Here is a 15571-nt window from a genome sequence, read left to right as displayed (position 1 = left end):
GCTCCTACTTGTTCTCGCTTTCTTTCCAGCGCGCCATCAACGTGTTCGACGGCAGGGTCTCGTCCAGCAGCTTGGCCGCGGTCTCGCGACCGGCCACGGGCAGGCCCTTGGGGTCCAGCAGGCCCACCTGCACCAGCACGCTGGCCTGGTCCCAATAGATGTGCTCGTGATAGAGCTTGTCGCCGCGGAACTTGACGATGGCGATCAGCGGAATCTCCACGTACTTGCCCGTGGGCTTCACGCCCGGCAGCAGCCAGTCGATCTCGGTGGTGTGCGTGAAGCAGAACAGCAGCTCGTCCACGATCTGCGTCGCGCCCACCGTGCGCGACAGCGGCACCAGGCGCGTATCCGGCGGATTGCTGTTGACGAAGTGATGCTGGTAGAAGCGGCTGAGCTCCTTGTGGCCCACGCCCCCGGTCATGGTGGGGATGTGGTTAACGTAGGGTTCGGCGACCATGGTCGCCATGGTCGCCGCCACATCGCGCGTGCCGAATTCGTACTCGCAGTGCTTGTCCCACAAGTACGAATAGTCGAACTCCGGCCCGATGGCGCGCTGCAAGGCCGCCATGCTGCGCTGATGCGCCATCAGCGCCGAAGGCTTGTCGTAATGGTCCCCGCCCGTGCGCGCGAACGCATGGTCCATGCCCGGGTAGACGTAGATCTGCACCCCGGGCTTGTTGCCCAGCGCTTCCAGGATGCGCTGACGCGCCTCGGGCGGACAGAAGCCGTCCTGCTCGGCGATGTGCAGCACCAGCCGGCCGCACAGTTGCGCCGCTTCGTCCAGGCTGTTCTCGATGCCTACGCCGTAGTAGCCGATGGCCACGTCCACGTCGGTGCGGCAGGCGGCCAGGTAGGCCAGCTTGCCGCCCAGGCAGTAGCCCAGCACGCCCACCCCGCCCTGCTGTTCAGGCAGCCCGCGCAGCGCGGCGATGGTGGACGCGATGTCCTTCAGGCCCAGCTCTACGTCGAATTTCTGGTAAAGCTCGAAGGCGCGCGGCATGTCGGCCGGGCCATCGGTCAGCTGGATGCCCGGCTGCTGGCGCCAGAACAGGTCCGGCACCAGCACCACATAACCTTCCTCGGCCAGCAGCTGCGCCGCGCGGCGCATGAAATCGTTCACGCCGAAGATCTCCTGGCACAGCACCAGGCCCGGGCCATGCCCGGACGCCGGCACGGCCAGATAGGCGCCGAAGGACTTGCCGTCATGCGAGGCCACCGTCACTTCGCGCGTCGTAATGTTCTGGGTCATACGTATCTCCTTGTTGCGGATGTCCGCCCTACTTCATCTGGCAGGCTGCGGCGAAAGGGTCCTGATACTGGGTCAGCACCGTGCCCGACAGCTTATTGGACAACTTGCCCCCCGCCCCGGCCTCGACGATGCGCAGGTAATAGTTCTGCACCGGATATTGGTTGCGGTTGAACTTGAAATCGCCGCGCACCGACTTGAAGTCCGCGCGCCGCAGCGCCGGACGCAGCGCGTCCGCCTCCAGCTTGCCGCCGGTCTGGCGCACCGCGCTGTCCAGCAGCATGGCCGCGTCATAGCCCTGCGAGGCATACAGCGTGGGGCTGCGGTTGTAGGTCTTCCGGAAGTCCTCGACGAACTTGCGGTTGGCGGGGTTGTCCAGGTCCGAGGCCCACTGCGAGGTATTGCGCATGCCCTCGATGGGCGCGCCCACCGCCGCGATGGTGTCCTCGTCGCCCGAGAAGCCCGGCGCCAGCAGCGCGATCTCCTTGGACAGGCCGGCGCCGTTGAACTGCTTGATGAAATTCACGCCCATGCCGCCGGGCAGGAAGAAGAACACCGCGTCCGGCTTGCTGGCGCGCAGGCGCGTGATCTCCACGCCATAATCCAACTGCCCCAGCTGGGTGTAGATCTCTTCGGACAGCCCGCCCTTGTACAGGCGCTTGAAACCGTTGAGCGATTCGCGTCCGCCCGGATAATCCGGCGCGATCAGCGCCACGCTCTTGTAGCCCTGGTCTGTGGCGTACTTGCCCATCGCGGCCGGGATGTCCTCGTTCTGCCATGCCACCGCGAAGAAATTCGGATTACAGCCTGCACCCGCATAGTTCTCCGGGCCAGTATTGGTGCTCAGGTAGATGGTGCCCGACTGCAGGATGGCCGGCATCACCGGCAGCAGCACATTCGAGAACACGACGCCCGTCATGACGTTCACGCGGTCGCGCTTCAACAGCCGCTCCACCGCCTGGCGGCCCGTGTCCGCCTTCTGCTGGTCGTCCGCCACCACGACTTCCGCCGGCAGGCCGCCGAGCTTGCCGCCCGTATGTTGCAGCGCCAGATTGAAGCCGTCGCGGATCTCGTTGCCCAGCGCCGCGCCCGGCCCCGACAGCGTGGTCAGCAAGCCGACCTTGACCTTGTCCGCCGCCGTCGCGCCCGCCGCCGCCGTCATGCACACCAGCGCAGCCAGCGCGCGCCGGCTCCATAGATTCCGATTCATGAGCCACCCCGTTATCCCCGCCTGGCCATGCCGGCGGAAAGCTGACAGAACCCGTCTGCCGTCGGTTAACGCATGCTGCCGAACAACGCCGCCAGCTTACGCGCCGCGGCGGCGCCCTCCAACCTGCACGCGAAGGGCCTGCCGGCTAGATTAGGCCGCGCCAGGGGGCCGCTCTATCCGGATTCCGTCAGCCTTATCCGGGAATCACTTAATTCCAAGTCCTTGACGTTTAAATTACCCTCGGCAGTGACACGGGAGCGTTCCCGTCCCGGAGGCATCCATGCACGGCTGGTCCCGACTTACGCTTGCGCCGCTGTTCAAGCGGCGCGTCTTCAGCTCCACCCAGCAGGACGAGACGCGCACCCTCGTATCTGAAGCCCTGAAGGAACACCGTCTCACCTGGAAGGGTGGCCGCGTCGATGCCGAACTGAACCGGGGCCGCTTCGGGTCGCTGACGGTCTGTACGCTGCGCTACGGCGCCGAAGTCCACATCGAACCCGACCGCCTGCAGGATTTCATGCTGGTCCAGGTCCCCCTGAGCGGCCGCGCCTGTATCGAATGCGGCAACGACCGCGTCGACGCCGACCCCGACTGCGCCGCGGTCATCGCCCCCAACCGCCCGCTCAAGCTGCACTGGGAAGCCGGCTGCGAACAACTGCTGCTCAAGATCCCCCGCGGCAAGCTCGAAGCCATCGGGCAGCGCGCATTCGGCGAGGCCGCCACCAGGCCGCTGGATTTCAGCCCCGCCCTGCGCCTGGATAATCCCGTGGGCGCCGTCTGGCGCAGCATGGTCGAAAGCCTGATCCACCTGCTGCCCACCCTGGATGACGGCGCCCCCCGTCCGCCCGCGGCCTGGCTGGAGCACCTGGAAGACACGCTGGTGCTGCACCTGCTCTACAACCAGCCCAACAGCTGGCAGGCGCACGCCGGCATCGCCCCCGCCGTCCCGCGCCGCCTGAGCGCCGCCGAAGCCTATATGCGCGACCGCCTCGCTGCTCCGCTCACCCTGGCCGACATCGCCCGTCACGCCGGCGCCAGCGCCAGCGCGCTGACGCGCCTGTTCCAGGAACACCGCAACACCACGCCCATGAATGCGCTGCGGGCGCTGCGGCTGGACGAAGCCAGAAACCGGTTGCGCACGCAGACAGGCGCCAGCGTCACCGAAGTGGCGCTGGGCGTAGGGTTCGGACATCTGGGGAGGTTCTCGGAGTATTACCGGGAACGTTTCGGGGAACTGCCGCGCGAGACGCGGCGGATCATGGAGTAACTCAAGCCACCCGCGCTCCTCCGATGGAAACCACCGTCGCGCTGAAGTCCTTCAGCAACGTCTCCCTGCGCGCCGCCACGCTCTCCATCGCGGCCTCCTTCACATGCCCGTACCCTCGGATGTCCTCGGGCAAGCTCGCCAGCGCCACCGCACGATCCAGATTCCCGCGATTCAATTTCGACAGGATCGCCGTGATCGTCTCCCGGTACTCGCGGATCAGTTCGCGTTCGGCGCGGCGCTCGGCCGTGTAGCCGAACGGGTCCAGTTTCGTGCCGCGCAATCTCCGCATCCGCGCCAGCACCCGGAACACGCGCAACATCCCCGGGCCATAGCTGCGCTTGATCAGGCGGCCTTCCTGGTCGCGCCGCGCGAACAGCGGCGGCGCCAGGTGGAAACGCAGCTTCCAGTCGCCTTCGAACTGCGATTGCACCCGTTTGAGGAACTCTCCGTCCGAATACAGCCGCGCGACTTCGTATTCGTCCTTGTAGGCCATCAGCTTGAAGTAGTAGCGTGCCACCGCCAGCGCCAGCCGGTTGGTGCCCGTAGCCTCGCGCTCGGCGCGCGCCACCTTGTCCACCAGTTCGGTGTATTGCAGGGCGTAAGCCTGGTTCTGGTAGTCGGTCAGGAAAGCCTTGCGCACCGCCACCACCCGCTCCAGTTCGCCGGTCGGCTTCTTCAGTTCCATCACCGGACTGGCGGCGCGCGGACGCTTGAGTTCGATGATGCCTTCCGGCCGCGACGGCGCGCCGCCGTTGGCGATCAGGCGCTTCACGTCCGCCAGGTCGTGCGCGGCGCGGCGGCCCCAGGCAAAGGCTGCCAGGTTGTTCGGCACCTGCTGGCCGTTCAGTTCGATGGCGCGCAAGAGCGCCTGCTGCGACAGCGGGATCCAGCCCTTCTGGTAGGCGTAGCCCATCATCAGCGGATTCGAGTAGATCGCGTCGCCCAGCAAGCCCAGGGCCAATGCGGCGGCATCGACGGTGGCCAGGTGCTCCTTGCCGCAGGCGGACGCCAGGTCTGCGGTCAGGTTGGCGCCCGGCAGCGTCCAGTCCGGATTGCCGACGAAGGCCGCGGTCGGCGCGGTGTCGCTGTTGAGCAGCACGCGGGTGCGCTCCGGATTCACCCGCGCCATGGATTCGGCGCTGGTGGCCACGACCAGATCGCCTGCCAGCAGCAGGTCGGCCTCGCCCATGGCGACCCGCGTATTCAGCAGGCGGTCCGGCGTCTGCGCCAGCACCACGTGCGAGTACACCGCGCCGCCCTTTTGCGCCAGGCCCGCCATGTCCAGCACCGAACAGCCCTTGCCTTCCAGGTGCGCGGCCATGCCCAGCAACTGGCCTATGGTGACCACGCCCGTGCCGCCCACGCCAGCGATGAAGACGCCGTAGGGCTGATGCAGTTCGCGCGCCGCCGGATGCGGCACGTCGTCGTCGATGGCGCCGTCCTGCGCCAGGGCGTCCGGCTTCTTGAGCTTGCCGCCTTCCACCGTCACGAAGCTGGGGCAAAAACCCTTCAGACAGGAGAAATCCTTGTTGCAGCTGGACTGGTTGATCGTGCGCTTGCGGCCGAACTCGGTGTCCAGCGGTTCCACCGACAGGCAGTGCGATTTCTGTGAACAATCGCCGCAGCCTTCGCACACGCGCTCGTTGATGAGCACGCGGCGGGCCGGATCCGGGTAGGCATTGCGCTTGCGGCGGCGGCGCTTCTCGGTGGCGCAGGTCTGGTCATAGATCAGCACCGATACCGCGGGATGCTCGCGCAGTTCGCGCATGACCGCGTCGAGTTCGTCGCGATGCCGCACCGGCACGCCTGGGGCCAGTCCCTCGACATGCTTGTACTTGTCGGGATCGTCGGTGACGACGATGATTTTCTCGATGCCCTCGGCCGCCACCTGGCTGCTGATCATGGGCACGCTCAAGGGGCCGTCCACCGGCTGCCCGCCCGTCATCGCCACCGCGTCGTTGAACAGGATCTTGTAGGTAATGGGCACCTTGGCCGCCACCGCCGCGCGTATGGCCAGCAAGCCCGAATGGAAGTAGGTACCGTCGCCCAGGTTGGCGAACACGTGCTTTTCCTCGGTGAACGGAGCCTGTCCCACCCAGGGCACGCCCTCGCCGCCCATCTGTGTAAAGACATCGGTGCTGCGGTCCATCCAGCGGACCATGTAGTGGCAGCCTATGCCTGCCATCCCGCGCGAACCTTCCGGCAGGCGGGTCGAGGTGTTGTGCGGACAGCCCGAACAGAACCAGGGCTTGCGCTCTTCGACCACGCGCGGGCGCGCCAGCGCCTGTTCGCGGCCGCTGATGAAGGCCAGGCGCGCCTCGATGCCGGCGCGCACGTCCTCGGGCAGTTCGAAGCGCAGCAGGCGCGCGGCGATGGCGCGCGCGACCATCGCGGGCGAGAACTCGTAGTGCGCCGGCAGCAGCCAGTTGCCCTGCGGCACCGACCATTCGCCGCCGTCCTTGTCGTCGAACTTGCCGACCACGCGCGGAATCTTCTTGCCGCTGCCGATCCAGCTGAACAGTTCTTCCTTCAGCTGGTACTCCAGCACCTGGCGCTTTTCCTCGACCACCAGGATCTCGTCCAGGCCTTCGGCGAAATGCTGCATGCCGGTGGATTCCAGCGGCCAGACCATGCCGACCTTGAACAACCGCAGGCCGATGCGCTGGCATACGGACTCGGACAGCCCCAGGTCGGACAGCGCCTGGCGCGTGTCCAGATAAGCCTTGCCCGAGGTCATGATGCCGAAGCGCGCATCGCGCTGCGGCACGTGCCAGAGTTCGCGGTTGAGCTTGTTGGCGCGGGCATAGGCCAGCGCGGCATAGAGCTTGTAGTCCAGCAGGCGGGCTTCCTGCTGTAGCGGCGTGTCGGGCAGCCGGATGTTCAGGCCGTCGGCCGGCAGCAAAAAGTCCTGCGGCAGCAGGATCTCCACGCGATGGGGATCCACGTCCACGGAAGCCGAGACTTCGACGATGTCGGTGATGCACTTCATGCCCACCCAGACGCCCGCGTAGCGGCTCATCGCCCATCCATGCAGGCCGTAGTCCAGCACTTCCTGCACGCTGGACGGAAACAGCGCGGGAATCATGCAGGCCTTGAGGATGTGGTCGCTCTGGTGCGGCAGGGTCGAAGACTTTGCGGGGTGGTCATCGCCCGCCACCACCAGCACGCCGCCGTGGCGCGAGGTGCCGGCCGCGTTCGCGTGCTTGAAGACATCGCCGCAGCGGTCCACGCCAGGTCCCTTGCCGTACCACATGCCAAACACGCCGTCGTACTTGGCGCCGGGGAACAGGTTGACCTGCTGCGAACCCCACACCGCGGTGGCGGCCAGGTCTTCGTTGATGCCCGGCTGGAACTCGACGTGATGCGCCTTCAGGTACTTGGCCGCCTTCCACATGTTCTGGTCCACGCCGCCCAGCGGAGAGCCGCGATAACCCGACACGAAGCCCGCCGTGTTCAGGCCGGCGCGCGCATCGCGCACGCGTTGCATCATGGGCAGGCGGACCAGGGCATGGATGCCGCTCATCCAGGCGCGCCCGGATTCCAGGGTGTACTTGTCGTCCAGCTGGACGGATTCAAGCGCGGCACGCAAGGCGGGCGAAACAGGAGCGTTCATGTCGACTCCAAGGGATCCAGGAACCCCGGCCGGCTACGCGCGACACCCTCTTGAAGCGCACGCGGGCGAGCAAGGGACGTGAATTGCGGGCGCTGGCGCGCTTCTGTTTCCATTGTTTGTAACCGCTAGCCCCAACCCGGGCAATAGGGCGATGCGATAATTGCCGCCATGGACTTCGCCCCTCGTATCGTCGACTGGCAGCGCCGCCACGGCCGCCACGATCTCCCCTGGCAAAACACCCGGGATCCTTACCGCATCTGGCTCTCCGAGATCATGCTGCAGCAGACGCAGGTGGCGACGGTCATTCCCTACTACGAACGCTTCCTGCAGCGCTTTCCGGACGTCGCCGCGCTGGCGGCGGCCGCGCAGGAAGACGTGATGCCCTACTGGGCCGGACTGGGCTACTACGCCCGCGCCCGCAACCTGCACCGCTGCGCGCAAGAAATCGCGCGCGACTGGGGCGGACGTTTCCCGCCCACGGCCGAAGCCATCGCCACGCTGCCCGGCATCGGCCGTTCCACCGCCGCCGCCATCGCCGCGTTCGCTTACGGCGAGCGCTCGCCCATCCTGGACGGCAACGTCAAACGCGTATTCACGCGGCACTTCGGCATCGCCGGCGATCCCGCCAAGCGTGAAGTCGAACAGAGGCTGTGGGCGCTGGCCGATGCGCAGGTCGAGGCCGCGCCCGGCCTGGACATGGCCGCCTACACGCAGGGGCTGATGGACCTGGGCGCCACGCTATGCACGCGCGGCAAGCCCGCGTGCGAGGCCTGTCCCGTGGCGGACAGCTGCGTGGCCAAGCGCGAGGGCCGCCAGGCCGAACTGCCCACGCCCAAGGCGCGCAAGGCGATCCCCGAACGCGAGACCTGTATGCTGGTCCTGCGGCACCAAGGCGCCTTCCTGCTGCAGCAGCGGCCCGAACCCGGCATCTGGGGCGGACTGTGGAGCCTGCCCGAATTCGACGTGTCGCAAGACCCCGACAGCGCTTCCCGCGCGCTGGGCCTGGAGCCCGAACACCGCTTCGAGCTGGCGGCCTTCGCCCACACCTTCACGCACTACCGCCTGCACATCCGGCCCTGGCTGGTGCCGGTGCGCGCAGCCGGGCTGCGCGAGTCCGCAAGGCCGGAGCGCTGGGTGCCGGCGGATGAACTGCCGTCGATGGCGCTGCCGGCGCCGGTGAAAAAACTGCTGCAAGGACTGGTCGAAGCCGGGATGCAGGACAGCCTGTTCAAGGGCTGATCTTTCAGGGCTGCGCGCCCCCGCCCAACAAGATCACCAGCTTCAGGTCCGGATGCGTCGCCAGCCGGAACGTGATCTGCTGGTAAGCCAGCTTGCCGCGGCCCGGATGCTGGAACTCACGCAGGCCGCCTTCGCGCTCGACCACCGCGTGGCGCGTCCACCAGTGGGCGAACACCGGGCTTTGCCGGTTCAGGTTGTCCAAGAGCGCCAGCACGGCCGGCTCGTCCAGATGCGCGCCGGCGTCGGCGCGGAATTCCGCCACCACGCGGCGAGCGCGCTGGTCCCAATCCACCACCAGCTCGCGGGCGGCGGGGTCCAGGAAGATATAGCGCAGCAGGTTGGGCTCGGCATCGCGCGCCGGCCAGTTGTCGAACAGGTCGCGCAGGGGCTCGTTGTAGGCCAGCACATTCCAGGCGCGGTCCAGCACGTAGGCCGGGGCGTTGATCGCGTTCACGCATTCCTGCAAGGGACCCGGCGCGCCGGCGTCGTCGCGGGCATGCTGAGGGTCGGCGCAGTCGGCCAGGTCGAACAGATAGGCGCGTTCGGCGCGGGCCAGTTGCAGCACGCCCGCGATGCGCGACCAGACCGAGGGCGATACCGACACTTCCCGCCCCTGTTCGATCCAGGTGTACCAGGTGACGCTGATGCCGCAAAGCTGGGCGACTTCCTCGCGCCGCAGTCCGGGGGTGCGGCGGCGCATGCCTTCGGGCAGGCCGGCCATCTGGGGCGTGATGCGGGAGCGGGCGCTGCGCACGAATTCGCCCAGCGCCTGGCGGCGCAGGGGGGAGCCTTCGTGACCGGCGGCGCCGGCTTGGGGGGAAGTAGTCATACCAGGATGAGCAATGGACTTGTACGTGTATGGGCGGCCGCCTATCTTAGCGCCTGGGCCGCCGCTTCCAAATGCTTTCCGCCCCTGTACCGGCCCCAGCCACCCAAGGATTCCCATGACCGCCAGTACCCATGACGCCGCCGTCGATCGCCAATTCAGCCCGCGCGCGACCGCCTATCTGACCAGCGCCGTACACGCGCAGGGCGAAGACCTGCTGCAGATGGCCGACATCGCCGCGCAGCATCCCGAAGCCCGGCTGCTGGACCTGGGCTGTGGCGGCGGCCACGTGAGCTTTCACGTGGCGCCGCAGGTCAAACACGTCACCGCCTATGACCTGTCGCAGCAGATGCTGGACGTGGTCGCCGGCGAGGCCGCCAAGCGCGGGCTGGCCAATCTGGCCACCCGCCAGGGCAAGGCGGAGTACCTGCCCTTCGGCGACGGCGAGTTCGACCTGGTGATGTCGCGCTACTCCACCCACCACTGGCAGGACGCCGGGCGCGGCCTGCGGGAAGCCTTCCGCGTGCTGAAGCCGGGCGGCATCGCCGTGTTCGCCGACGTGGTGTCGCCGGGCGAGCCGCTCCTGGATACGTGGCTGCAGACCATCGAGGTGCTGCGCGACACTTCGCACGTGCGCGACTACTCGGTCGCCGAGTGGACCCGCATGCTGACCGAGGCCGGCTTCACCCTGCAGGGTCTGACGCCGCGCCGCCTGCCGCTGGAGTTCCAGTCCTGGGTTGTGCGCATGCGCACCCCGGAGACGCTGGTGGCGGCGCTGCGCCACATGTTCGGCATCGCGCCGGACGTGGTGCGCGCGCACTTCGAGGTGCAGGACGACGCATCCTTCACCAGCGACACGGCGACCATCGTGGTGAGAAAACCGGGCTGATTCCTGCAGCGGCGGCGGGACCTGCTCGACAGCGCCCGCTTCCCCCTGTATAGGTACGGATTCGACAGAATCCCGCACAGGTAAGGAAGCGTCATGTCCGATACGTCCAAACAGTCATTGCCCGCCGCGTCCCCTGCGGACCTGACCGTCACCGAGGCCGCGGCCCTGATCCGGCAGGGCCGCCTCACCAGCGTTGCGCTGACCCAGGCCTGCCTGGACCGCATCGAGGCGCGCGCCGATCTCAACGCCTTCATCACCGTGGACCGCGCAGGCGCGCTGGCCCAGGCCCGCGCCCAGGATGCCGCCCGCGGCCAGGCGGACCAGGCCGCGCTGCCGCTGGCGGGCGTGCCCATCGCCATCAAGGACAACATCCACGTTGCCGGCCTGCCCAACACGGCCGGCACGCCCGCTTTGAAGAATTTCCGTCCGGCCGAGGACGCGCCGGTGGTGCGCCGCCTGCGCGAGGCGGGCGCCGTCATCGTGGGCAAGACCAACATGCACGAACTGGCCTTCGGCGTGTCGGGGTACAACACCGCCTTTCCCGGCGCGCACGGCGAAGGCACGCGCAATGCCTATGACGCGCGCCTGATCGCTGGCGGCTCGTCCTCGGGCAGCGGCGCGGCGGTGGGCGCGCGCCTGACGCCGGCCGCGCTGGGTACGGACACGGGCGCCTCGGTGCGCCTGCCTGCCGCGGTGAACGGCGCGGTGGGCTTTCGCCCGTCGGTGGGCCGCTACGACGGCGCCGGCATCACGCCGATCTCGCACACCCGCGATACGCCGGGGCCCATCGCCAACAGCATGGACGACATCGTGCTGCTGGACGCGGTGCTGACGGGCGACCGCCAGCCCTTGTCCGCCCTGCCTCCTGCCGGCATGCGCCTGGGCCTGTGCGACTACTTCTGGAAGGACCTGGATCCGCAGGTGCAGGCCGTCACGGATGCCGCGCTGGCCAAGCTGCGCGCGGCCGGCGTGCAACTGGTCGAACTGGAAATGCCGGGCCTGGAAGCCAGCAACGCCGCGGTCGGCATGCCGGTCTGCCTGTACGAACAGAAGGGCGACCTGACCGACTATCTCAGCCGCTACGGCACGGGCCTCAGCTTCGAACAGGTGGTGGCGCAAATTTCCAGCCCGGACGTCAAAGGAATTTTCGACGGCCTCATCGTGCCTGGCGTGCTGCCCCTGCCCTCCGGCGAGGCGCTGCCGCTGCAGCCGCTTTATGAACGCGCCATGACGACGCACCGCGACGAGCTCATCGGCGTGTACCGCCGCGCGTTCCAGGAGCATGCGCTGGACGGCCTGCTGTTTCCCACCGTGCCGATCCCGCCGATGGCCGCCACGCCCGAGGCCAGCAGCTTCGAGAGCTTCGGCCGCCTGGCGCGCAACGTCGATCCGGGCAGCAACGCCGGCCTGCCGGGGCTGAGCGTGCCTGCGGGCTTGGCAGCGGACGGACTGCCGGTGGGATTGGAAGTCGACGGGCTGCCGGGCGAGGACCGCAAGGTGCTGGCGGTCGGGTTGGCGCTGGAAAGCGTGCTGGGACGCTTGCAGGGGCCGGGACGTTCCGGCGGCTGAGAGGCGCTTCATGCAAAAAAATCGCCAGCCGGTTCACGGGCTGGCGATTTTCTTCGCGAGATGACGCGTTGCGTCGGCATCAGCCTTTCAGGCAGGTGCTCATGAAGGTCTTGCGCTTGTCGCCGGTCAGTTGCTGCGAGGTGGCCTTGGCGTTGCAGTCCTTCATCTTCTGCTGCTGCGGCGTGAGCTCCTTGGCGGGCGCGGCGGTTTCGCCCTTCAGGCAGCTGCTCATGTAGGCCTTGCGGTCGTCGCCCTTCTTGCCTTCAGCGGACTTGTTGCAGTCGGCCATGCGCTGCTGTTGCGGCGTAGGCGTCTTGGCGGTGGCGGGAGCTGCGGGGGTCTGGGCAAGGGCTGCGCCAGCAAAACAAGCGGTCAACAGAAAGGCCGAGGCCAACAGGCTGGTACGGGAAAGCATGGGTTCCTCCCTTGGCGCCCGCGCGCCTGGACTCAGTCGCAAAGGCGGGCCGCACGATCCGCCGGCCCAATCGCCGGCCCGGTCATGATCGAACAAACCCGAACCCTGCGCAAGAGTGCGGAAAGTCAAGAATCGCCAAGGCCTTACATGCCCCTGAAACCACCGGCCGCTTCCCTCGTGGACAGGCCATCCACGCAGGCGAATTTGCGACCAATCCAAGCACCCTGTTACCCATTCATCCCTTTGCCCCGTTGTGTACACGGCGGGAAAGGTGTGAGATAAGCATGCCCCCAAGGTAGAGGAGGCATTGACCGCCCTGCGGACCCGAACGGCATCCGACTGCGCGGCTGCACAGGAGACCATGATGAAACTTGCCCTTGCTTCGTTCGCGCTGCTTGCCGGCCTGTCCGGCGCCGCCGGCGCGCAGAGCCTGGTCTACGGCGTCACGCTGGGCAATGTCCAGGCCGTGCGCGACGTCAACCAGAACGTCTCGGCCATCACCGGCCTGCTGTCCAACCAGTCGGCGCGGCACATCAACAGCGCCATGCTGACCTTCGTGCTGTACGACTCGCAGGGCCGCGAGATCGGCCGCGTTCGCGACGACGTCATCGGCCCGCTGGCGCCCGGCCAGATCAAGCAGATCCGGGCCGTCACGCCGCTGCAATTCACCCGCGTCACCGCGCTGGACGTCGACGCCCGCTAGGCGCCCGTTATGGCCCGCCTACCGGAAAAAACCCTGATTACTTCAGGGTTTAGACAGCGTGGCGCAAGGTCAAATATGGGAAAATTCCGTTCGTCGACTCAATAAAAGGGGCTTCCACACGAAGCCCCTTGTTGCGTGCGCCGACGCGCCAGCACGCCTGGCTCCAGCTACGAGGAAGAAAAGATCATGTTTCCAAAAAGACTTACCGAAGGCTATCAATCTTTCCTGGGGGGCCGTTTCCCTTCGGAAAGCAGCCGATACCAGAAGCTGGCCGAATCGGGGCAAAACCCGGAAATCCTGATCATCGGGTGCTGCGACTCCCGCGTGTCGCCTGAAGTCATCTTCGACGCCGGCCCCGGCGAAATGTTTGTCGTGCGCAACGTCGCGAACCTGGTCCCGCCCTGTGACCCTGACTCGGAATCCTCGTACCACGGCACCAGCGCCGCGATCGAATTCGCGGTCAACGGCCTGAACGTCAAGCACATCGTGGTGCTGGGCCATGCTTCCTGCGGCGGCATCCGCTCATTCTTCGACGACGCCAAGCCCCTGACCAAAGGCGATTTCATCGGCAAGTGGATGTCGCAGATCGAACCCGTGGCCGAACGCCTGGGCCCCGGCACCGGCGACCGCCAGGCCAACCTGAAGCGCCTGGAACTGGCCGTGGTCGAGCACAGCCTGAACAACCTGATGACCTTCCCCTCCATCCGCCGCCGCGTCGAAAAGGGCGAACTGGAACTGCACGGCACCTACTTCGGCGTGGCCACCGGCCTGCTGTACCTGCGCGACCCCGCCACCGGCGAATTCAATCCCTGCCTCGAGGCGCCTGCGGCCGCAGCCTGAGGTTGGACCGCGGGCGGGCCTTACACCCGGTACGCCTGCGCCAGCCTCTCGTAGTTGTTCTTCAGGATGATGCCCGCGTAGTACACGTGTTCGCGCATCAGATCCTCGGCCCGCGCGCCGTCGCGGGCGATGATCGCATTGACGATGCGGTGATGGTCGTCATGCGATCGCAGGATGATCCCGTGGTCTTCCCACAGGATGATCCGGTCCGAGGCGTAGGGGATAGCCTGCGCCTGCGTCGCGAAGCGCCGCACCCAGGGGTTGCCCGCCGCTTCCAGGATGCCGTTGTGCAAGGTGATGTTCACCTGCTGATACGGCAGATGGTCCTCGGCCAGCAAGACCCCCTTGCCCAGGATCCGGTCCCCTTCGTCCAGGCAATTCTTCAGCACCGCCACGGCGTCGTTCGATAGCCCGCGCAAGGCCGCCTGCCGGCAGGCCAGCCCTTCCAGCGCCGCGCGCACCTCGTAGGCCGCCACGATTTCGCCGATGTCGTAGGCGCGCACCGTGTAGCCGCGCTTGGGCAGATGCTCCAGCAAACCTTCATTGCCCAGCGTCGCCAGCGCCGCGCGCACCGGCGTGCGCGACACCCCCAGTTTTTCCGCCAGCGGGATTTCTTCCAGGCGGGCGCCAGGGCTGAACTTGCCGTGCAGCACCCAGTCCCGCAGCGTGTCGGTAACGTGTTGAGATAGCGTGTCCATAGCCGCATTGTATACATGAAGAATACATAGGGCGTCATACGCCTTATTAGTTTTCGGAACATCTCCGTAAAACACGATGTAAATCAAGCAACACTCCGGGTAAGCCCCTATACCTGCGAATCATCCATGTATACATAATCGCAAAAAATTCAAACCAGCGGCCAGGTCCCACCCTAGGCGGACAGCACGCTACCAGGAGACAGCATGTCCAATGTATCCACGCCGGCCGGCAAGGGCCCGGCTCCCCGTCTTGCGCTCGTCACGGGCGGCGGCGGCGGCATAGGCGCCCGCATCTGCCAGGAACTGGCCAGCGCCGGCTTGCGCGTCGTCGTCTCGGACGTGGACGCCGGGCGCGCCCGCCGCGTGGCCGACGAGCTGGGCGCGCCGCACGCGTCGCTCGCCTTCGACGTCAGCGATGAGTCCTCGGTCGAAAACGCGTTCGAACAGATCGAAGCGCAGCACGGCCCCATCGCCGTGCTCGTCAGCGCCGCCGGCCTGCTGCTGTTCCAGGAAAACGGCGAACGCCCGCTCATCAAGGACACCTCGCTGGACATCTGGGAACGCAGCTTCGCCGTCAACGCCCGCGGCGTGTTCCTGTGCGGCCGCGCCTACCTGCGCCGGCGCGAGGCCGCGCCGCTGGCGCACGGCCGCATCGTCACGTTCACCTCGGTTGCGGCGCAGCTGGGCGGCTACCGCTCCAGCGCGTCTTACATCGCGGCCAAGTCCGCGGTGCTGGGCCTGACCAAGGCCATGGCGCGCGAATCCGCGCACCTGGGCGTGACGGTCAACGGCATTGCCCCCGGCCTAATCGACACCGACATGCTGCGCAGCACCGTCACAAGCAGCGGCGCGCTGGCCGCCGCGGCGCAGGCCATTCCGCTGGGCCGCATCGGCACCGTGGACGATGTCGCGGCCGCCGTGCGCTTCCTGGCGTCCGAAGAAGCCGGCTACATCACCGGCAGCGTCATCGACGTCAACGGCGGCTACCGCATGCAGTAAGGCATTCCGGCGGCCAGGCCGGCAACGCAGCAAAGCGCCACACCCAAACAAAGGCGC

At 67.2% G+C, this 15571-nt stretch carries 13 protein-coding genes; 7 read left to right on the top strand and 6 right to left on the bottom strand.

The annotated features are described in order from the left end of the window. Positions 1 to 4: 4 nt before the first annotated feature. Positions 5 to 1249, bottom strand: a complete 1245-nt coding sequence (locus IB257_RS10230) for a dienelactone hydrolase family protein (protein ID WP_192492253.1) — start codon at positions 1247 to 1249, stop codon at positions 5 to 7. 28 nt (positions 1250 to 1277) lie between these two features. After that, positions 1278 to 2456: an ABC transporter substrate-binding protein gene (locus tag IB257_RS10225; protein ID WP_192492252.1), complete on the bottom strand. Its 1179-nt coding sequence runs from the start codon at positions 2454 to 2456 to the stop codon at positions 1278 to 1280. A gap of 280 nt (positions 2457 to 2736) precedes the next feature. Here IB257_RS10225 and IB257_RS10220 point away from each other — a divergent pair, with 280 nt between their 5' ends. Continuing rightward, positions 2737 to 3723, top strand: a complete 987-nt coding sequence (locus tag IB257_RS10220) for an AraC family transcriptional regulator (RefSeq protein WP_192492251.1) — start codon at positions 2737 to 2739, stop codon at positions 3721 to 3723. Between the two features lies 1 nt (position 3724). Here IB257_RS10220 and IB257_RS10215 read toward each other — a convergent pair whose 3' ends face one another. Continuing rightward, positions 3725 to 7336: an indolepyruvate ferredoxin oxidoreductase family protein gene (locus tag IB257_RS10215; protein WP_192492250.1), complete on the bottom strand. Its 3612-nt coding sequence runs from the start codon at positions 7334 to 7336 to the stop codon at positions 3725 to 3727. A 168-nt stretch (positions 7337 to 7504) separates the two neighbouring features. Here IB257_RS10215 and mutY point away from each other — a divergent pair, with 168 nt between their 5' ends. After that, positions 7505 to 8575 carry an A/G-specific adenine glycosylase gene (mutY, locus tag IB257_RS10210; protein ID WP_192492249.1) on the top strand — a complete coding sequence of 357 codons (1071 nt, stop codon included), beginning with the start codon at positions 7505 to 7507 and terminating at the stop codon, positions 8573 to 8575. Positions 8576 to 8579: 4 nt separating this feature from the next. Here mutY and IB257_RS10205 read toward each other — a convergent pair whose 3' ends face one another. Further along, entirely contained in the window at positions 8580 to 9404 is an 825-nt protein-coding gene (locus IB257_RS10205) for a helix-turn-helix transcriptional regulator (RefSeq protein ID WP_054459416.1), read from the bottom strand. Between the two features lie 115 nt (positions 9405 to 9519). On the opposite strand from IB257_RS10205, the gene IB257_RS10200 reads away from it, so the two are divergent. Further along, positions 9520 to 10290, top strand: a complete 771-nt coding sequence (locus tag IB257_RS10200; protein ID WP_054459418.1) for a class I SAM-dependent methyltransferase — start codon at positions 9520 to 9522, stop codon at positions 10288 to 10290. Between the two features lie 93 nt (positions 10291 to 10383). Further along, complete coding sequence (gene iaaH / locus IB257_RS10195; protein WP_192492248.1) at positions 10384 to 11859, top strand: indoleacetamide hydrolase; 1476 nt, start codon at positions 10384 to 10386, stop codon at positions 11857 to 11859. Positions 11860 to 11938: 79 nt separating this feature from the next. On the opposite strand, the gene IB257_RS10190 is transcribed toward iaaH, so the two are convergent. Further along, the gene (locus IB257_RS10190; RefSeq protein ID WP_192492247.1) at positions 11939 to 12274 is read right to left on the bottom strand and encodes a PsiF family protein; all 336 of its coding nucleotides are present in this window, start codon (positions 12272 to 12274) and stop codon (positions 11939 to 11941) included. Positions 12275 to 12638: 364 nt separating this feature from the next. Between IB257_RS10190 and IB257_RS10185 the strand changes: the two genes are divergently transcribed. Together IB257_RS10185 and IB257_RS10180 are read left to right on the top strand one after the other, a co-directional pair. Then, positions 12639 to 12977 carry an FxLYD domain-containing protein gene (locus IB257_RS10185; protein WP_054454928.1) on the top strand — a complete coding sequence of 113 codons (339 nt, stop codon included), beginning with the start codon at positions 12639 to 12641 and terminating at the stop codon, positions 12975 to 12977. Positions 12978 to 13163: 186 nt separating this feature from the next. Then, the gene (locus tag IB257_RS10180) at positions 13164 to 13817 is read left to right on the top strand and encodes a carbonic anhydrase (protein WP_054455866.1); all 654 of its coding nucleotides are present in this window, start codon (positions 13164 to 13166) and stop codon (positions 13815 to 13817) included. A gap of 20 nt (positions 13818 to 13837) precedes the next feature. On the opposite strand, the gene IB257_RS10175 is transcribed toward IB257_RS10180, so the two are convergent. Then, on the bottom strand, positions 13838 to 14515 hold the full coding sequence (locus tag IB257_RS10175) for a GntR family transcriptional regulator (protein WP_013391284.1): 678 nt from the start codon (positions 14513 to 14515) through the stop codon (positions 13838 to 13840). A 204-nt stretch (positions 14516 to 14719) separates the two neighbouring features. Between IB257_RS10175 and IB257_RS10170 the strand changes: the two genes are divergently transcribed. After that, positions 14720 to 15514: an SDR family NAD(P)-dependent oxidoreductase gene (locus IB257_RS10170; protein WP_054454930.1), complete on the top strand. Its 795-nt coding sequence runs from the start codon at positions 14720 to 14722 to the stop codon at positions 15512 to 15514. Positions 15515 to 15571: the final 57 nt, after the last annotated feature.

Origin of the sequence: Achromobacter sp. ACM03 (assembly GCF_014851665.1) — a bacterium.
In the GTDB taxonomy this organism is placed as follows: Bacteria; Pseudomonadota; Gammaproteobacteria; order Burkholderiales; family Burkholderiaceae_B; genus Achromobacter; species Achromobacter aegrifaciens.
The sequence above is the reverse complement of the archived record's forward strand: the minus strand, read 5'-3'. Positions and strand labels throughout refer to the sequence as shown.